The sequence below is a fragment of the Cupriavidus sp. GW823-FHT07B10 genome (genome assembly GCF_058794355.1).
In genome coordinates this window covers 213,813-232,588 of sequence record NZ_JBXAGS010000010.1, presented here as the reverse complement: position 1 = coordinate 232,588, position 18,776 = coordinate 213,813, and the positions used below count along the sequence as shown (strand labels likewise).

Below are 18,776 nucleotides of genomic sequence, written 5' to 3'. Positions count from 1 at the left end.
ATTGTGTCTGTGGTGCTGCGCTGCGGCGCCTTGAGGCTTGCCTGACAGTCATTGACATAATGCTTCGCTTTTAGAACATGGCCGGAGCGTCCGGCTTTATATCACGAAAACGTGACATTCCCGAACCCCGGCAAGGGCTCTTTTTGACAGCGGATTGCCGTGCCGATTCCCCAATGACCCCCGGCAACGGCATCTGAATGTGTTCAAATAACGACTGCGACCGCGACCAGCCGACCGGGTCTTCCCCGATCTGGTGCGTGGTCGAACCGATATGGTGACTGGGATACAAGGGCGTGCCAATTCCGCACATTCCCGCATGCCAGTCGCCGCAACATGCTGCTGCACACCGACAGGTGACGTTTGCGCCATCGATACTGAGACAGAGCCGTACTTCCGGCACCCGCGCCGGCCGCCCACGCCGCCAGCGGCGCCGCCGGCTTGCTCGTCCGCTTCCTGAGATGTGACTTCCATGCCAAGACCCATCCACGCTGTCATCCACCAACCCGCCCTGGCCAACAATCTCGACATCATCCGCGGCAAGGCGCCGGAGTCGCGCATCTGGGCGGTGGTCAAGGCCAATGCCTACGGCCATGGCATCCGCCGCGTCTTTGCCGCCCTGCGGGGCGCCGACGGCTTCGGCCTGCTGGACCTGAACGAGGCCGTGCTGCTGCGCGACCTTGGCTGGCAGGGCCCGATTCTGCTGCTGGAGGGCTTCTTCCAGCCGCAGGATGTTGCCGTCATCGAACAATACCGCCTGACCACCGCGATCCATTGCGACGAGCAACTGCGCATGCTGGAAAGCGCACGCGCCAAGGGACCGCTGGCGATCCAGCTCAAGCTCAATACCGGCATGAACCGGCTCGGCTTCCATCCGGCCGCTTACCGTACCGCCTGGGAGCGCGCACGCGCCATGCCCTGTGTGGGCAGTATCGTCCATATGACCCATTTTTCCGATGCGGATAGTGCCCGAGGCGTGGCCCACCAGATCGAGGCTTTCGACGCCGCTACGGCCAACCTGCCGGGGGAGGCCAGCCTGTCGAACTCGGCCGCGGTGCTGTGGCACCCGCAGGCGCACCGCGCCTGGGTGCGCCCCGGCATCATCCTGTATGGCGCCTCGCCGACCGGGCGCGATGCCGATATTGCCGGCACCGGCCTGCAGCCCGCCATGTCGCTGCACAGCGAACTGATCTCGGTGCAGGACCTGCAGTCGGGCGACACCGTCGGCTACGGCTCCTTGTTCACCGCCGAGCGGCCGATGCGCATCGGCGTGGTGGCGTGCGGCTATGCCGACGGCTACCCGCGCCATGCGTCGGGCTGGGGCGAGCAGCGCGCACCGGTGCTGGTCGATGGCGTGCGCACCGAACTGGTCGGGCGCGTGTCGATGGACATGCTGTGCGTGGACCTGACCCCGTGCCCGAAGGCCAGGGTCGGCAGCCCGGTCACGCTGTGGGGCCAGGGCCTGCCGATCGACGAGGTGGCGCAAGCCAGCGGCACGGTGGGCTATGAGCTGATGTGCGCACTGGCCCCGCGCGTGCCGACCTCGGTGGCGACGATCACGGCTTCGGACAGCGCCGCGCCTGCCGTGGCCTGATCCGGGGCGTTGGTGCGGGCGCTGGCCCGCGCACTTGCCATCTGCCGGCCGGGCCACTTGTGGGCCCGGCTCGTTTTTTCCTGCAAGGACATCCGTTGGCCAAGACCAAGACTGTCTATACATGTACTGAATGCGGCGGCACCACGCCGCGCTGGGCCGGCCAGTGCCCGCATTGCCAGCAGTGGAACACGCTGGTGGAGACGGTGGCCGAGTCCGCCGCGAACAAGCGCTTCCAGCCGCTGGCGGCCTCGGCCACGGTGCGCAAGCTGTCGGAGATCGATGCCGCCGACGTGCCGCGCTTTTCCAGCGGCATCGATGAATTCGACCGCGTGCTGGGCGGCGGCCTGGTGTCGGGCGGGGTGGTGCTGATCGGCGGCGATCCCGGCATCGGCAAGTCCACGCTGCTGCTGCAGGCACTGGCCAACCTTGCGGGCCAGCGCCGCGTGCTCTACGTCAGCGGCGAAGAATCCGGTGCGCAGATCGCGCTGCGCGCGCAGCGGCTGGGCGTGGAAAGCCCGTCACTGGGGCTGCTCGCCGAAATCCAGCTGGAGAAGATCCAGGCCACGCTGGAAGTGGAAAAGCCCGAAGTCGCGGTGATCGACTCGATCCAGACGCTGTACTCCGAGGCGTTGACCTCCGCGCCGGGCTCGGTCGCGCAGGTGCGCGAATGCGCGGCGCAGCTGACGCGCATTGCCAAGAGCAGCGGCATCACCATCATCCTGGTCGGCCACGTGACCAAGGAAGGCAGCCTGGCCGGTCCGCGCGTGCTGGAGCATATCGTCGATACGGTGCTGTATTTCGAGGGCGATACCCATTCCTCGCACCGGCTGATCCGCGCCTTCAAGAACCGCTTCGGCGCGGTCAATGAGCTGGGCGTGTTTGCCATGACCGAGCGCGGCCTGCGCGGCATCAGCAATCCGTCGGCGCTGTTCCTGTCGCAGCACGAAGAGACCGTGCCGGGCTCATGCGTGCTGGTGACGCAGGAGGGCACGCGTCCGCTGCTGGTGGAGATCCAGGCGCTGGTCGATACCGCCCATGTGCCCAACCCGCGCCGGCTGGCGGTGGGCCTTGAGCAGAACCGGCTGGCGCTGCTGCTGGCAGTGCTGCACCGGCACGCGGGCATAGCCTGCTTTGACCAGGACGTGTTCCTCAACGCTGTGGGCGGGGTCAAGATCACCGAACCCGCCGCCGATCTCGCGGTGCTGCTGTCGATCCACTCGTCGATGCGCAACAAGCCGCTGCCGCGCGGCCTGGTGGTGTTCGGCGAAGTCGGCCTGGCCGGCGAGATCCGGCCCAGCCCGCGCGGGCAGGAGCGTCTGAAGGAAGCCGCCAAGCTGGGCTTTACGATCGCCGTGATTCCCAAGGCGAACGCGCCCAAACAGAAGATCGACGGGCTCGAAGTGATCGCGGTGGAACGCATCGAGCAGGCCATCGACCGCGTGCGCCATCTGGACTGAGCCATGGACGACGGCATCGCCTTCGAGACCGAACGCCTGCGGCTGCGCCAGTGGCGCGAGGCGGACTATGCGCCGTTTGCCGCGCTCAATGCCGACGCGCAGGTGATGCGCTATTTCCCTGCGCCGCTGGCGCGTGTTGAAAGCGATGCGTTGGCCGACCACTGCCGCAGCCTGATCGCAGCGAAGGGATGGGGCGTCTGGGTGGCGCAGCGCAAGGCGGACGGTGTTTTCCTGGGGTTTGTCGGACTGCACGAGCCCACCGCGGCGCTGCCGTTCGCGCCCTGCGTGGAGATCGCCTGGCGCCTGGCGCGGCACGCCTGGGGCAGCGGCTACGCGACCGAGGCGGCACGCGGCGCGCTTGCCTGGGGCTTTGAGCGGCTGGGGCTGGATGAGATCGTGTCTTTCACGACACTCGCCAATGCCCGCTCGCGGGCGGTCATGGAAAGGCTCGGCATGCGTGAGGATGCCGTGGGTTTCGAGCATCCCGCGTTGCCGCCAGGGCACCCCTTGCGGCCCCATTGCCTGTACCGTTTGCCGCGTACGGCGTGGCAGGCAGCCGGCGCATAGCACCCCTGCGTCAATCCGCCACAGGGCAGGGGGCTTGCGCTGCATGTGACGCCAACTGCAGGCGCTGCAAAATAGGTAATAATGCGCAGCAATGCCGCGCCATCCACTGACGGCACCGCTTACCGGATTACCTGATCACCCACTATGCAAGCCAACTCACGCGCCTATTTCCTGCTGATCGCCCTCGTTTCCTTCGGCCTGGTCGGCGTTGCGCTCTACCTGCAGTTTGAAAAGGGCTACCAGCCTTGCCCGCTCTGCGTGATGCAGCGCTTTGCCTTTATCGGCATCGGCATCTTCTCGCTGCTGGCCGCCGTGGCGCAGAATACGCGCTCGCTGTGGCAGGGCCTGGGCATGCTGTCCGGCATTGCCGGGATTGCGGTGGCGGTCTACCACGTGTCGCTGCTGCTCAATCCCAAGGCCAGCTGCGGCATCGATCCGCTGGAGAACTGGGTCAACGCGCTGCCGACTGCCAAGGCGCTGCCGCAGGTGTTCTACGCGGATGGCCTGTGCACCGCGCCGCTGCCGCCGGTTCTGGGGCTGTCGGTGCCGGCATGGTCGCTGATCTGGCTGTTTATCCTGACGCTGACGCTGGCGGTGGGGTTGATCCGGCGCGAGAAGAATTTCCGCTGAGTGGTGAATTGATAAAGAAACCGGCGCACCAGGCGCCGGTGTTTGTTTGATGCAACGGATTTTCGAGCAGCGCTGGTTTGCTTTGACGTAGTCGGGTAGTACCTGTTGCGCAGGGCCAGCCACAGTAGCTTGATCGCCGCCGCCACGGCCCGGCACTCCTTCCTGCTGGCGTATCCCAGGCTGTTGCGGATCAGATGCATGATGCAGGACTGCAGCCTCGTTTGGGGGAACACCGCGTTCAGGGCCTGTTCCATGCCCTTGAGGCCGTCAGTTACCGCAGTCAGGATGTCCTGGGTGCAGTGGTCCGGCTTGCCACTACTCCGTCTCGCTCTTAGCAAGTTGAGAGCTCCTTCTGAAACTATTCCATATTATTTCCCGGGGCCTGAAGAATGCTTTGCCCATGCAGGCCGCTGCCACCATTTCCCTCGACCAACTCCGAAGGGAGGGCCTGTGACTGGGCGACAGAAATCCTGGTTTCATTCTTGAAGCATCTACTGATGTGCCGTGCCAACTGTGGAGCCGCATATTTTGCGCCATAGATGAAACGCAGAGCAGGCCCAAAGCTCAGCGCGGCGGCCGGCCCAACCACATATAGGTCGCGTACATTGGTTTCGAAATTGCGCGTCAGACTTGGCGAGCCGTCAATGAGTGAAAGCGAATTCAAGAGTTCCTGGGAAATGAATGAATGTCTGGCCATGTCAACCTTGAACCCCGTCGCGACAACAACATGATCAGCGCTAAGGCAGGACGTTTCGTTCCTGGTCGCGACCTGCAGAACTACCTGACCATTCTTGACTTCGGCCTGCCTGATTTCAGTCTGAGTCAAGATATCAATCTTGCCATCCACGCGATTGCGCAGCCACCAGGCACCCGACGGTCCCCACCCAGTCTCTAGAGTTCTCTTGCGGCGCTCAAGATTCATCATGTGGAAGACAATAGGGTACTCGGACAGCAAGAAGGAAGACAAAAGAGCGCTCGGAGTATTCGACTGCCAACCGCGTCCTATCCCGACGTGCGATCTCAGTAGCCTTGAGATACCCCCACGGGAGGTACGCGGTTCATTACTCCAATTCACAGTCGCACCGCGCACGAGTAAGCGAACCCGCGCTCCGATCTCGCTCAACAGTGCGGCGAGCCCGATTGCCGACTGACCTCCGCCCACAACGACGATGTTCTTGTTCTTAGCCCATTCCAGACTCCCGAATTCGCTGGAGTGAACCACGTAAGGTGTCGGCATGCCCTGTAGTGCTGGAGGCATTTGCGAAAATCCCTTCAGACCCAAAGCCATTACCACGCGCCGCGCCGCCAGGGAACTGCCGTCGCCCAGGGCCAGCCGGAAGAATCCATCCTTGCGGTGCATATCGACAACTTCCACTGCGCGAACATGACTGACCAACTGCGACTGAAACCAAAGCCCGTATTCCACAAAGAGCTCGAGCGGCAGGTGCATACCAATCGGCTTATATTCAATACGATTGCGACGGCAATATTCTTCAATCGTATAGCCTTCCCGCGGCGCATAGAGATTCGAGGCAAATCCTTCCGAGCGCAACAGCATGCCTGGAGGCATGAAATTCCTCCAGGCATGCATTGGTTTCCCAAGAATTTGATGTGGCACGCCAGCTGAGGTCAGGTAGGCCGAAACCGATAAGCCATAGGGACCAGCTCCGATGATAACCGTATCCGTTGACGAGATCATTATTGCTCTTCCCCTTAAACTTGCCTGGCTTGCGGAGCCGCGCAGTACGGACCACCGCATGATGCTGCGGGTGCAGAAAATCATTCTTGAATCATTTTTCCGGTGCTGTCATGTCTTCGATAAAATCATGCCACTGAAAGTGCGAACCAAATAACCACAGGCGTGGCGCGACCATAGTGCGGCGCCTTGAGAGATCAACCGCTCTATTGACTTCACGATTGACCATCGGGCGCGCCAATCCAGGCAATTGAACAGTTGCGATCGCCCAATTCAGCGTGTCCAATAGATCGGCGTGGCGTGCTGCACAGCGATTTCCGATTGCTTCTATCGTGCCGTCCAGCCAGATTAAGGCAATCCAGAACCAGGCCGCCGTGTCTTCTGTACGGGCGCGCACACTCGCTTTCTTGATTCTCTTTCGGGTGGCCGGACACGGCTTGCGCGCAGGCGCAGGTCGTCAGAGCCATGTATGCCATGGCGGACATAGTCGAATTGCTGGCGATGCAACCGGTTCCAGCACCGGTGGCGCGGCGCAACGTGGCCTCGACCACATTTTGGTCCTTCACACGGAGGCTCGGCTTTGGTTAGATAGACTCCGGAGCGGAAATCCATTGTCTGTCAGGGGATGGCCATGAATGCCGCTGCGGGACGAACTGGGCGGATCGATCATGAAGCGTTTGTTCGACATAGTTTTCGCCTCCATGGCATTGCTCATGCTGGCCATTCCGTTGCTGATCCTGGCTGGCGCAGTGCGATGGAAGCTGGGCAGTCCGGTGCTGTTTCGTGCAACACGTGCAGGCCTGGGTGCCAGGCCATTCGAAGTCGTGAAGTTCCGAACCATGACGGAAGAGCGAGGCCCTGATGACCAGCTCTTGCCGGATGAAGAAAGGCTCACGCCGTTCGGCAATTTTCTGCGCCGCTCCAGTCTCGATGAGCTGCCTCAGTTCTGGTGCGTTCTGGTGGGCGATATGAGTGTCATTGGTCCACGACCTTTGCCGATGAAGTACCTGCCGTTCTACTCACCGGACCAGGCACGGCGTCATCTGGTCCGTCCCGGCATTTCCGGCTGGGCGCAGGTGAACGGGCGGAACTCTCTGAGCTGGGAAGATAAGTTTCACTTCGACACCTGGTATGTGGACCACTGCTCTTTCTGGCTGGATCTGAAGATCCTCTGGCTCACGGTGGGCACTGTCATGGACCGCCGGGGCATCAACGCCGCGGGGGATCTGACCGTGCCTTCATTTACAGGCAGCCCAGGCACCCAGTACGTCGCCAGCGAGTCCGAGCCCGCGCAGAAGGAAGAAGTTCCGATTCGCACGGCATGACGAGTGTTCATGCTGAATACCGCATGTTCTCCTTGTGACCATGCTTCTCTCGCGAAGAGATCGATGCCGTATCGTGGCAGTTAAGCTCGAACAAGACAAACTACCGGACCAGGAGGGGAAGGACGTTGGTGAGAGGCTGTGCCGGTGGGTGTTCAAAGGCGTGTTGCTACTACGTGAATTTGCGCACGTATCGTGCTTCTTTCCAGCCGGTGATTCTGATTAGATGGTAGGTGTTACGGTTGGGCGCAGGACAATGGCCGCAGTTCTGGCGGGACGGCTTCGCGCGATCGGTGAGCCCCGGTTCAAGAGCGGCAAAGAAGAAAGTCGGCGCTCCAGCCGCAGGACCGAAATCCGGTCCGACGAAAGCATCGAAAGACCTGCATGATGGGGCTGTGGGGCTATGGCAGGGTCATTGTGATTGGAATGAGATTGGGGTGAAGATGAACGTTCTTTTGACCTGCATAGGGAGACGGCGCTATCTGGTGGAGTATTTCAAGTCGGAGCTGAACGGGACCGGCATGGTGCTTGGGGTGGACATGCAACGCGGCGCGCCGGCCGCGAGCGCATGCGACATGTTCCTGGTAGGCCCCGGCCTCTTGGCGGATAACTACATCGACTTCCTGATCGATGTATGCAGGGTGCATCGGGTCTCGGCCCTCCTGTCGCTGAATGACTTGGAGCTCCCGCTCATTGCCGAGCACGCTCAACGGTTTCGGGAAATCGGAACGATACCGGTCATCTCGTCGGCAGAGGTCGTTAACCTTTGCGCGGACAAGTTCCTGACTGCGCAGTTCGCCGAATCAATCGGGCTGTCCACGCCGCGCAGCTATGCGAGCCTCGAAAGCGCAGAGCATGCCATTGCGACGGGCTCGGTAGCCTTCCCTCTGATTGTCAAGCCCCGCTGGGGCAGCGCTAGTTTTGGCATCTTCGTCGTCGAGGACCTGAACGAGCTTCGCTTCGCCCGTGCGTACTGCCAGCGGATCTTGCAGAAATCGATCTTCGCAAAGATGGGACAGCCAGGGATGGAGGTGCTGATCCAGGAAGTGATCTCGGGCCAGGAGTACGGGCTCGATATCTTCAACGACTTTGAGGCGAGGCCGATCGGGTTTGCGGTCCGCAAGAAGCTGTCGATGCGGGCGGGGGAGACGGACCGGGCGATCACTGTCGAAAGCGCGCCATTCAACGACCTTGCCACGCGAATCAGTCGCGAATTGCGGCACATCGGCAATGTCGACTGCGATGTGATCGAGCGCGACGGGCGTCAGTACCTGCTGGAGATGAATCCAAGATTCGGAGGAGGCTATCCCTTTACCCATATAGCGGGAGCCAACCTGGTGCGGATACTGCTGAATTGCGTGCGCGGCGGGCAGCAAGGGCAGGAAGTCCGCTATCAGGCCGGTATCGAACTGGCCAAGTGCGACTACCCGGTCGGCGTGGGAGCACGGGTTGAGGAGGGATAAAGGCAGGCGATAACGAGCAATGCAACAGGACGGAGCAGCCACACTCGTCCGAAATGGATCTTGAACAAGACTGTCGGCAAATCGCGGCGATTTCCGTGAGCGGTTGCGCGCTCATTTCCATGGCGCGCCGGGTCAATTTTCGCCACTCTCAGCAGGAGGCACTGTGAACACTTCAAGCATACCGACCAAGCCTTTGCGCGCGGTGTTGATGCAACGGCTGAAACAACGGCTCAAGCCGTACACGCCAGCCTGGTTGCTGAAATACCACCACGACCGGACCATCCGCAAAGACCGCGCACTGTATCAGGGAAAGGCGCTTCGCGAGGTGTTTTCCCATGTCTACGAAACCGGGGGGTGGGGCGTGGCGAAGGACCACTCCGGGTTCTACAGCGGGAGCAGTTCTCATGATCCGGCGATCGTCGACACCTATGTCGAAGCCGTAACGGCCTACCTCGGCTCGTTGCCATACCGGCCAGACGTGGTTGACCTCGGTTGCGGCGATTTCAATGTCGGCAGCCGTATCCGCCCGGCTTGCGCACGCTACATTGCTTGCGACGTGGTGGAGGCAGTCATCCAGTCGAACCGCACCAGGTTCTCCAGTCTTGATGTGGACTTCCGGTGCCTCGACATCACAAGCGAGCCCTGGCCGAGAGGTGACGTCGTTTTCCTGCGCCAGGTGCTCGATCATCTGGACAACGCACGCATTGCCGGCGTGCTTGCCAGCCTGACGCCATACAAGAGCCTGATTCTGACTGAGTACTTGCCTCTGACCGATTTCCCGCCAAATCTCGACAAGCCGATCGGTCCCGGTCTCCGGATTTGGGGCGCCATACCAAGCGGGATTGTGCTGACGGAGCCGCCGTTCGAGCTGAAAGCCTTGTCGACGCGGATACTCTGTGAGGTGCAGGACAACGTAGGCGTCATTCGTACCATCGCGTACGAACTGCCTCGGCAAACCTGACTGAACCTCTGCCAAGATGTAACGTGCCGTCCTTGACGGTGCCAGGGGCAAGGGATTTTGACGTAGGAGGCCAGGGCCGGTTCGAGGGCCGGCAGTGCGGCAGCGACGGCCCAGGCGGCAGTTCGGGTCCGGTTAATCGGATGATCGGCGATGCGGCCCAGCACTTGGCGCGGGTAGTCTTGGTGCTGAGGCCGCTGAGCTGGCTGTGCCGATGAGCGTGTACCCCCTGCGCCCGAAAAGAGGCGGTCACGCAATCTGCTCGATTTGCTCCTGCAACTCCAGCCACTTCTCCTCGAGCGTCTCCAGCTCGCCGTTGACCTCGCCCTGGCGCTTAAGCATCTCCATCAGCCTGGTCTTGTTGGCTTCGGCATAACTGCTTTCATCGGCCATGAACTGGTCGATCTCCTCCTTGGCGGTTTGCAGCACCGCCATGCGCTTTTCCACCTTTTCCAATTCTTTGGTCAACGGCTTGCGCAGTGCTGACAGCCGCTGGCGCTCGTCGGCTTCCGCGCGGCGCTGGTCCTTGCGGTTGACCGCCGCGGTGGCATCGCCGGCGTTCTCTGCCAGGTGCGCGGCGGTGGCGGCATTGCGCTTGGCCGCGGCCTGTTGCAGCAGCCAGTCGCGGTAGTCGTCCAGGTCGCCGTCAAACGGCTTGATGGTGCCGTCGGCCACCAGCATGAACTGGTCGGCGGTCGCGCGCAGCAGATGCCGGTCGTGCGACACCAGGATCAGCGTGCCTTCGAACTGCGCCAGCGCCATGGTCAGCGCCTCGCGGGTGTCGAGGTCCAGGTGGTTGGTCGGCTCGTCCAGCAGCAGCAGGTTGGGCTTCTGCCAGACGATCAGCGCCAGCGCCAGGCGGGCCTTCTCGCCGCCTGAGAACGGTTCGATCGGCGAAGTGGCCATGTCGCCGCGGAAGTTGAAGCTGCCGAGGAAGTCGCGCAGTTCCTGCTCGCGGGTATCGGGTGCCAGCCGCGCCAGGTGCTGCAGCGGCGAGTCGTGGTCGCGCAGCGTCTCCAGCTGGTGCTGGGCGAAGTAGCCGATCTGCAGGCCCTTGCCCAGGCGCAGGTTGCCCTTGAGCGGATCCTGCGTGCCCGCCAGCGTCTTGACCAGCGTCGACTTGCCCTGGCCGTTGGCGCCGAGCAGGCCGATGCGCTGGCCGTTCTGGATCGACAGCGCCAGGTTGTGCAGGATGGTGACGGGCGGCTCGGCCTCGGCATAGCCGCAATCGACACCGTCGAGCACCATCATCGGGTTGGGGGCGGCGTCGGGTTCGCGGAACTCGAAAGCGAAGCCGGCGGCCACGTGCACCGGCGCCAGCCGCTCCATCTTTTCCAGCGCCTTGACGCGGCTCTGCGCCTGGCGCGCCTTGGTCGCCTTGGCCTTGAAGCGCGTGATGAACGATTCCAGGTGCGCGATTTCCTTCTGCTGGCGCACGTAGGCGGATTGCTGCTGCGCCATCTGCTGCAGGCGCAGGGTCTCGAACAGCGTGTAGTTGCCGCCGTAGCGGCGCAGTTGCTGGTTCTCGATATGCACGGTGACGTTGCAGATCGCATCGAGGAATTCGCGGTCGTGCGAAATCATCACCAGCGTGCCGGGATAGCGCGCCAGCCAGTCTTCCAGCCAGACGATGGCGTCCAGGTCCAGGTGGTTGGTCGGTTCGTCGAGCAGCAGCAGGTCGGACGGGCACATCAGCGCCTGCGCCAGGTTCAGGCGCATGCGCCAGCCGCCGGAGAACGAGGCCACCGGCTGCGACACCTGCGCCAGCGTGAAGCCCAGGCCCAGCAGCAGGGCCTCGGCGCGCGCCGGGGCGGTGTAGCCGTCGGCGTCGGCAAAGGCGGCGTGGGCTTCGCCCTCGGCGCTGCCGTTGCCGCTGGCCTGTGCGGCGGCGATGGCGCCTTCGATTTCGCGCAGGCGGGTGTCGCCATCGATCACGTAATCCACGGCGGTGCGGCTGACCGCAGGCGTTTCCTGCGCTACGTGTGCGACGCGCCACTGAGCCGGCACGATGACATCGCCCCCGTCCGGATGCAGCTCGCCGCGCAGCAGCGCGAACAGCGTCGACTTGCCGCTGCCGTTGGCGCCGACAAGGCCCACGCGCTCGCCCGGGTTGAGCGTCACGCTGGTGTGGTCGAACAGCACCTTGGTGCCGCGCTGGAGGACTAGCTGGTCGATTCGGATCACGGGAGGGGGAAATGCCTGAGTGAAAAACAGAAAAAGCGCGGAGAAAGCGGGCAACCGCCGGGTCTGGTGCGCTGGCCGGCATTGTAGCGTTTCCGGTGCGCCGCACGCCGTGGCGGTGCAAAACAGCCCGGCAACGTGCACCGCCAATGTGCCTTCGTGCCTCGACGATTCAGGGATTACCCTTGGTCTTGCAAAACTCTATTTTCTTGTTCGTGCGTTGCGTGTAAATTCATTTTCACGAAAACGGCGTGCATCAGACGACGTCCAGACCAACCGCTTCCACCATGCAAAAAGGCCATTCGATCTCAGACCGCATTGCGCGCAGCCTGCCGACGCTGACGCCGGCGCACCGCCGCATGGCGGAATACGTGCTGGCCAATCTGTTCCGCGCAGCGACCATGCGCATCGACGAATTTGCCGCGGCGGTGGAGGTGTCGGTGGCCACGGCCAACCGCTTTGCGCGGGCGCTGGGGTTCGACGGCTATCCGCAGTTCCGGGCCGAGCTGGTGCGCGGCTTCGAGGCCACGCTGGCTCCGGTGGAGCGGCTGCGCAGCGAGCTGGAGCGGCCCGCGACCGCGGCCGAAGTCTTCGCCGCCTCGCTGGAAGATGCCGCGGCCAACGCGGAAGCCACGCGGCGCGGCATCGACCCGGAGGCCTGCGAGCGCGCGGTCTCGGCGATCCTGGCGGCGCAGCGTGTCTACGTGGCCGGTTTCGGCGCCAGCGGTTTCCTGGCGGGCCTGCTGCAGCACGGGCTGGAAATGCACTGCCGCATGGTGACCTCGGTGGCGGGCGCCGGCGGCGCCTCGCATGCGGCGCGGCAGCTGTTCAAGCAGCAGCCAAGCGACCTGCTGATCGTGATTGCCTTCCCGCGCTACGTCACGGACACCATCGAACTGGCCGAGCGGGCCAAGTCGCGCGGCGGCCAGGTGCTGGCGCTGACCGACGGGCCGACCTCGCCGCTGGCGCCGCTGGCCGATATCGCGCTCTACGCGCAGGCCGGCAACCGGCTCTCGGCCAACTCCGATGCCACCGTGCTGGCGCTGATCGAGGCGCTGTGCGGCGCGGTCGCGCACCGGGCCGAGCGCCCGGTCAAGGCCGCCGCCGAAATGACCGAATTCCTGCTGCCGTGGCTGTACGGCACGCCGGCCGCGGAGTCCGCGGGCCGTGCCGCGCCCGGCACCCCGCAGTCCACCGAAGCCACGGCTGGCGCCACGCGCGGCCGATCCTCCAACACCCGCAAGTCCTGAGCATCCACATGCAACCAGCAGTCATTGCCATCCACGGCGGCGCCGGCACCATCACCCGCGCGGCGATGGACGCCGCCCGCGAACGCGAATACATCGAAGCGCTGCAACACGTGCTGCAAGCCGGCCAGCGCATCCTGGCCGAGGGCGGCAGCGCGCTCGATGCGGTCACCGAGGCCGTGCGCCTGCTGGAAGAATGCCCGCTGTTCAACGCCGGCAAGGGCGCCGTGCTGACCCATGCCGGCACCTATGAGCTCGATGCCGCGGTGATGGACGGCGCCACGCTGGCAGCCGGCGCGGTGGCCTGCGTCACGCGCCTGCGCAACCCGGTGCTGGCCGCGCGCGCGGTGCTGGACCACAGCGAGCACGTGCTTTTTGCCGGCGCCGGCGCCGAGGCCTTTGCGCAGTCGCAGGGGCTGGAACTGGTGGGCCCGGACTACTACTTCACGCAGGCCCGCCATGACCAGTGGCAGCGTGCGCTTGGCAACGCCGGCATGGCGCTGCTGGACCACGATGGCGCTGCGCTGGTGGCGCAAGGCAAGACGCAGGCGAGCGACCCGATCGATCCGGACAGCAAGTTCGGCACCGTCGGCGCGGTGGCCTGCGACGGCCGCGGCAACCTGGCTGCGGCCACCTCCACCGGCGGCGTGACCAACAAGCAGGTGGGGCGCGTGGGCGATACCCCGGTGATCGGCGCGGGCTGCTATGCGGACGACGTGGCGGCAGTGTCTGCCACCGGCACCGGCGAGATGTTTATCCGCACCGTGGCCGCGCACGACGTGGCTGCCCAGATGCGCTATGCGGGCCTGTCGCTCGAGGAATCAGCGCGGCGCGTGGTGATGGAGAAGCTGCCGGCCATCAACGGCCGCGGCGGCCTGATCGCGGTGGACCGCGCCGGCAACGTCACGCTGCCTTTCAACACCGAAGGCATGTACCGCGGTTTCGCCCGGGTGGGCGAGGCCGTGAACGTGTCGATCTACGGCTGAGCGCCATCCCCCTGCATCACCCGGCAATACAAGGAGTTCCAGTGGCCACTTCCCCTATGCAAGCCTCCCAGTCCGGCATCGTGCTGCCACCGCAGCGCGTGGTCTCGGTGAACGGGCTGACCGTGCGCTTTGCCACGTCCGAGCGCACCGTCGAGGCCGTGCGCAACCTGTCCTTCCATGTCGACCGCGGCGAGACGCTGGCGGTGGTGGGCGAGTCGGGCTCGGGCAAGTCGGTCACGTCGCTGGCGCTGATGCGGCTGGTCGAGCATGGCGGCGGCAAGATTGCCTCCGGCAGCATGGCGCTGCGCCGGCGCGGCGGCGAGGTGATCGACCTGGCGCGCGCGGACAACGCCACGCTGCGCAGCGTGCGCGGCGCCGACGTGGCGATGATCTTCCAGGAGCCGATGACCTCGCTCAACCCGGTGTTCCCGGTGGGCGAGCAGATCGCCGAATCGATCCGGCTGCACCAGGGCAAGAGCCGCGCCGCGGCGCGTGCCGAAGCGCTGCGCATGCTGGAACTGGTGCGCATCCCCGAGGCGCGCCGCGTGCTGGAGCGCTATCCGCACCAGCTCTCCGGCGGCATGCGCCAGCGCGTGATGATCGCGATGGCGCTGTCGTGCAAGCCGGCGCTGCTGATCGCCGACGAGCCGACCACGGCGCTGGACGTGACCATCCAGGCCGAGATCCTGCAGCTGATCCGCGGCCTGCAGGCCGAGATGCACATGGGCGTGGTCTTCATCACGCACGACATGGGCGTGGTGGCCGAGGTCGCCGACCGCGTGCTGGTGATGTACCGCGGCGAGAAGGTGGAAGAGGGCACTTCCGACGATGTGTTCCGCGCGCCGGCGCACCCGTATACGCGCGCACTGCTGTCGGCGGTGCCGCGTTTGGGCGCGATGAGCGGCACCGACCTGCCGGCCAAGTTCCCGCTGCTGCGACTCGATAGCGCCAACGCCGAGCCGGTCGCACCGCAGGACACGGTGACGCCGGGCGTGGCGCCGATCCTGCGCGTGCAGGACCTGGTGACGCGCTTCGACGTGCCCGGCGGCCTGTTCGGCCGCGTCACGCGGCGCGTGCATGCGGTCGAGAAGGTCAGCTTCGACCTCTATCCCGGCGAGACGCTGGCGCTGGTGGGAGAGTCCGGCTGCGGCAAGTCCACCACGGGCCGCTCGCTGCTGCGCCTGGTGGAAAGTCAGAGCGGCACCATCGAGTTCGCCGGGCAGAACATCAGCAAGATGGAAGGGCCGGCGCTGCAGACCCTGCGCCGCAATATCCAGTTCATTTTCCAGGACCCGTTCGCCTCGCTCGATCCGCGCGTGCCGGTCGGTTATTCGATCATGGAGCCGCTGCTGGTGCACAAGGTCGCCAGCGGTAAGGAGGCCGAGCAGCGCGTGGCCTGGCTGCTCGACAAGGTCGGGCTGGACGCATCGCATGCGGCGCGCTACCCGCACGAGTTCTCCGGCGGCCAGCGCCAGCGCATCTGCATTGCGCGCGCGCTCGCGCTGAACCCCAAGGTGGTGGTGGCCGATGAATCGGTGTCGGCGCTGGACGTGTCGATCCAGGCGCAGATTGTTAACCTGATGCTGGACCTGCAGCGCGAACTGGGCATCGCGTTCCTGTTTATCTCGCACGACATGGCGGTGGTGGAGCGCGTGAGCCATCGCGTGGCGGTGATGTACCTGGGCCAGATCGTCGAGATCGGGCCGCGCCGCGCGATCTTCGAGAATCCGCAGCATCCGTACACCAAGAAGCTGATGTCGGCGGTGCCGATCGCCGACCCGGCGCGGCGCCACCTGCGGCGCGAGCCGCTCAACGACGAGATCCCCAGCCCGATCCGCGCGGTTGGCGACGAGCCGGTGGTGCAGCCACTGGTGCAGGTCGCCGGCAGCGGGTCGCTCGGCCACTATGTCGCCCGGCATGCCGTCGGCGGCGCCTATTGAAGTCCTGGAAGTCACCAAGTTACCAAGGAGAATCGACGATGTCTGCACGTATGGTTTCGCCCCGATGGGTGGCCGGCGCCTTTGCCGCCGGCACGCTGGGCATGCTGGTTTCGGCCCCGGCTTTCGCCGCCAAGGATGCCGTGATGGCGGTGAGTTCGACCTTCACCTCGCTGGATCCGTACGATTCGAACGACACGCTGTCGCAGGCGGTCGGGAAGAGCTTCTACCAGGGCCTGTTCGGCCTGGACAAGGATATGAAGCTGGTCAATGTGCTGGCAGACAGCTACGACGTCAGCAAGGACGGCCTGACGTATACGATCAAGCTGAAGAAGGGTATCAAATTCCACGACGGCACCACCTTCGACGCCGGCGCCGTCAAGGCCAACCTGGACCGCGTCACCAACCCGGCCAACAAGCTCAAGCGCTACACGCTGTTCAACCGTGTCGCCAAGACCGACGTGGTCGATGCCAATACCGTCAAGGTCACGCTGAAGGAGCCGTTCTCGCCGTTCATCAACGTGCTGGCGCACCCGTCGGCGGTGATGATCTCGCCGGCCGCGCTGCAGAAGTACGGCAAGGAAATCGCCTTCCACCCGGTCGGCACGGGCCCCTTCGAATTTGTCGAATGGAAGCAGCCCGACCACCTGAAGGGCAAGAAATTCGCGGGCTTCTGGAAGACCGGCTACCCGAAAATCGACACTATCACCTGGAAGCCGGTGGTCGACAACAACACCCGCGCCGCGATCATGCAGACCGGCGAGGCTGACTTTGCCTTCAGTATCCCGTTCGAGCAGGCCGCGGTGCTGAAGAACAGCGCCAAGGTGGACCTGATCGCCTCGCCGTCGATCATCCAGCGCTACCTGTCGCTGAACACCATGGTCAAGCCGTTCAACGACCCCAAGGTGCGCCAGGCCATCAACTATGCCATCAACAAGGACGCGCTGGCCAAGGTCGCCTTCGCTGGCTACGCGGTGCCGGCCGAAGGCGTGGTGCCGCCTGGCGTGGACTATGCCGAGAAGCTGGGCCCGTGGCCGTATGACCCGGCCAAGGCGCGCGCGCTGCTGAAGGAAGCCGGCTATCCGAACGGCTTCGAGACCACGCTGTGGTCGGCCTACAACCATACCACCGCGCAGAAGGTGATCCAGTTCGTGCAGCAGCAGCTGCAGCAGGTCGGCATCAAGGCCTCGGTGCAGGCGCTTGAGGCCGGCCAGCGCGTGGAGAAGGTCGAGAGCGTGCCCAAGCCGGAAGATGCCGGCGTGCGCATCTACTACGTGGGCTGGTCGTCGTCGACCGGTGAATCGGACTGGGCGCTGCGCCCGCTGCTGGCTTCGGAGTCGATGCCGCCCAAGCTGCTGAATACCGCGTACTACAAGAACGACCAGGTCGACGCCGATATCGCCGGCGCGCTGCGCACCACCGATCGTGGCGAAAAGGCGCGCCTGTACAAGGACGCCCAGGAACGCATCTGGAAGGATGCGCCGTGGGCCTTCCTGGTGACCGAGAAGGTGCTGTTCGCGCGCAGCAAGCGGCTGAGCGGCGCCTATGTGATGCCGGATGGATCGTTCAATTTCGAAGAGATCGATATCAAGCAGTAATGGGTGAGGCGAGGGCCGGGACTTCGTGGAAGCTCCTGCCCTCTCCCCCGGCCCCTCTCCCGCAAGCGGGAGAGGGGAGCAAACAACGGGTGCCGGCTGTAATCCCATCCAAAGAGCAGTAAGCAGTAAAGCAGTACGCCGAGGTGGCCGCCTTGCCCGCGTCGCGGGGTCGCAGGCGGGCGGCCTGCGGCCTCTGCTGCTGCATTTCTTTCTGGTGTGTCATGCTGAATTACTTCCTCAAACGTGTGCTGGGCGTGATCCCCACGCTGCTGATCGTGGCAGTGCTGGTGTTCCTGTTCGTCCACCTGCTGCCGGGCGATCCGGCGCGGCTGGCGGCGGGCCCGGAGGCCGACTCGGCCACCGTCGAACTGGTGCGCAAGGACCTGGGCCTGGACCGGCCGATGCACGAGCAGTTCGTCAACTTCTTTTCCAATGCGGTCCGCGGCGAGTTCGGCCATTCGCTGCGCACCAAGCGCCCGGTCAGCGAGGAGATCGGCGACCGCTTCATGCCCACGCTGCTGCTGACGGTGGCGTCGATGGCCTGGGCGGTGGTGTTCGGCATGGCGATCGGCATCGGCTCGGCCGTATGGCGCAACCGCTGGCCGGACCGGTTCGGCATGACGCTGGCGGTGTCGGGCATTTCGTTCCCGGCCTTTGCGCTGGGCATGCTGCTGATGGAAGTGTTCTCGGTGCAGCTGGGCTGGCTGCCGTCGATCGGCGCTGACAGCTGGAAGCACTACGTGTTGCCGTCGATCACGCTGGGCGCGGCGGTGGCTGCGGTGATGGCGCGCTTTACGCGGGCCTCGTTCGTCGAGGTGCTGCAAGAAGATTTCATCCGCACCGCCCGTGCCAAGGGCGTGCGCGAGACGCTGGTGGTGGCCAAGCACGGCCTGCGCAACGCCATGATCCCGGTGGTGACGATGATGGGCCTGCAGTTCGGCTTCCTGCTGGGCGGCTCGATCGTGGTGGAAAAGGTGTTCAATTGGCCGGGCCTGGGGCGCCTGCTGGTCGATGCCGTCGAGATGCGCGACTACCCGGTGATCCAGGCCGAGGTGCTGCTGTTCTCGCTCGAATTCATTCTGATCAACCTGGTGGTGGACATGCTCTACACCGTGATCAACCCAACCATCCGCTACAAGTGAG

At 64.4% G+C, this 18,776-nt stretch carries 15 protein-coding genes and 1 pseudogene; 12 read left to right on the top strand and 4 right to left on the bottom strand.

Annotated elements, in window-relative coordinates; all coding sequences use genetic code 11:
* Positions 1–469 precede the first annotated feature (469 nt).
* From alr to AC1Q6V_RS21580, 4 genes are all read left to right on the top strand, one after another.
* Positions 470–1,591 carry an alanine racemase gene (gene alr / locus AC1Q6V_RS21595; RefSeq protein ID WP_454749069.1) on the top strand — a complete coding sequence of 374 codons (1,122 nt, stop codon included), beginning with the start codon at positions 470–472 and terminating at the stop codon, positions 1,589–1,591.
* 95 nt (positions 1,592–1,686) lie between these two features.
* A complete protein-coding gene (gene radA / locus AC1Q6V_RS21590) occupies positions 1,687–3,048 on the top strand; it encodes a DNA repair protein RadA (RefSeq protein ID WP_010810633.1) in 1,362 nt (453 codons plus the stop codon).
* Between the two features lie 3 nt (positions 3,049–3,051).
* Positions 3,052–3,615: a GNAT family N-acetyltransferase gene (locus AC1Q6V_RS21585; protein WP_010810634.1), complete on the top strand. Its 564-nt coding sequence runs from the start codon at positions 3,052–3,054 to the stop codon at positions 3,613–3,615.
* A gap of 144 nt (positions 3,616–3,759) precedes the next feature.
* Positions 3,760–4,245 carry a disulfide bond formation protein B gene (locus AC1Q6V_RS21580; protein ID WP_010810635.1) on the top strand — a complete coding sequence of 162 codons (486 nt, stop codon included), beginning with the start codon at positions 3,760–3,762 and terminating at the stop codon, positions 4,243–4,245.
* Between the two features lie 113 nt (positions 4,246–4,358).
* Here AC1Q6V_RS21580 and AC1Q6V_RS21575 read toward each other — a convergent pair.
* The 3 genes and pseudogenes from AC1Q6V_RS21575 to AC1Q6V_RS21565 all read right to left on the bottom strand — a co-directional run.
* Positions 4,359–4,535 (bottom strand): annotated as a pseudogene (locus tag AC1Q6V_RS21575) (transposase); the annotation flags it as partial.
* 68 nt (positions 4,536–4,603) lie between these two features.
* The gene (locus tag AC1Q6V_RS21570) at positions 4,604–6,028 is read right to left on the bottom strand and encodes an NAD(P)-binding domain-containing protein (RefSeq protein WP_234788216.1); all 1,425 of its coding nucleotides are present in this window, start codon (positions 6,026–6,028) and stop codon (positions 4,604–4,606) included.
* Between the two features lie 7 nt (positions 6,029–6,035).
* Complete coding sequence (locus AC1Q6V_RS21565) at positions 6,036–6,338, bottom strand: hypothetical protein (protein WP_011615497.1); 303 nt, start codon at positions 6,336–6,338, stop codon at positions 6,036–6,038.
* Positions 6,339–6,609: 271 nt separating this feature from the next.
* Here AC1Q6V_RS21565 and AC1Q6V_RS21560 point away from each other — a divergent pair, with 271 nt between their 5' ends.
* From AC1Q6V_RS21560 to AC1Q6V_RS21550, 3 genes are all read left to right on the top strand, one after another.
* On the top strand, positions 6,610–7,266 hold the full coding sequence (locus AC1Q6V_RS21560) for a sugar transferase (protein ID WP_058698022.1): 657 nt from the start codon (positions 6,610–6,612) through the stop codon (positions 7,264–7,266).
* 440 nt (positions 7,267–7,706) lie between these two features.
* A complete protein-coding gene (locus AC1Q6V_RS21555; RefSeq protein WP_058698023.1) occupies positions 7,707–8,726 on the top strand; it encodes an ATP-grasp domain-containing protein in 1,020 nt (339 codons plus the stop codon).
* Between the two features lie 163 nt (positions 8,727–8,889).
* Positions 8,890–9,687, top strand: a complete 798-nt coding sequence (locus AC1Q6V_RS21550; RefSeq protein WP_454749068.1) for a class I SAM-dependent methyltransferase — start codon at positions 8,890–8,892, stop codon at positions 9,685–9,687.
* Positions 9,688–9,933: 246 nt separating this feature from the next.
* On the opposite strand, the gene AC1Q6V_RS21545 is transcribed toward AC1Q6V_RS21550, so the two are convergent.
* Entirely contained in the window at positions 9,934–11,868 is a 1,935-nt protein-coding gene (locus AC1Q6V_RS21545; RefSeq protein WP_454749067.1) for an ATP-binding cassette domain-containing protein, read from the bottom strand.
* Between the two features lie 284 nt (positions 11,869–12,152).
* Here AC1Q6V_RS21545 and AC1Q6V_RS21540 point away from each other — a divergent pair, with 284 nt between their 5' ends.
* The 5 genes from AC1Q6V_RS21540 (at position 12,153) to gsiC (ending at position 18,775) form a co-directional block, all read left to right on the top strand.
* Positions 12,153–13,115 (top strand): MurR/RpiR family transcriptional regulator, encoded by a 963-nt coding sequence (locus tag AC1Q6V_RS21540; protein WP_010814215.1) that lies wholly within the window; start codon positions 12,153–12,155, stop codon positions 13,113–13,115.
* Between the two features lie 8 nt (positions 13,116–13,123).
* Positions 13,124–14,098: an isoaspartyl peptidase/L-asparaginase family protein gene (locus AC1Q6V_RS21535; protein WP_011615493.1), complete on the top strand. Its 975-nt coding sequence runs from the start codon at positions 13,124–13,126 to the stop codon at positions 14,096–14,098.
* A 56-nt stretch (positions 14,099–14,154) separates the two neighbouring features.
* Positions 14,155–16,038: a dipeptide ABC transporter ATP-binding protein gene (locus tag AC1Q6V_RS21530; RefSeq protein ID WP_010814213.1), complete on the top strand. Its 1,884-nt coding sequence runs from the start codon at positions 14,155–14,157 to the stop codon at positions 16,036–16,038.
* 38 nt (positions 16,039–16,076) lie between these two features.
* Positions 16,077–17,633: a glutathione ABC transporter substrate-binding protein GsiB gene (gsiB, locus tag AC1Q6V_RS21525; protein WP_037024891.1), complete on the top strand. Its 1,557-nt coding sequence runs from the start codon at positions 16,077–16,079 to the stop codon at positions 17,631–17,633.
* Positions 17,634–17,854: 221 nt separating this feature from the next.
* On the top strand, positions 17,855–18,775 hold the full coding sequence (gsiC, locus tag AC1Q6V_RS21520) for a glutathione ABC transporter permease GsiC (protein WP_010814211.1): 921 nt from the start codon (positions 17,855–17,857) through the stop codon (positions 18,773–18,775).
* Position 18,776 lies beyond the last annotated feature (1 nt).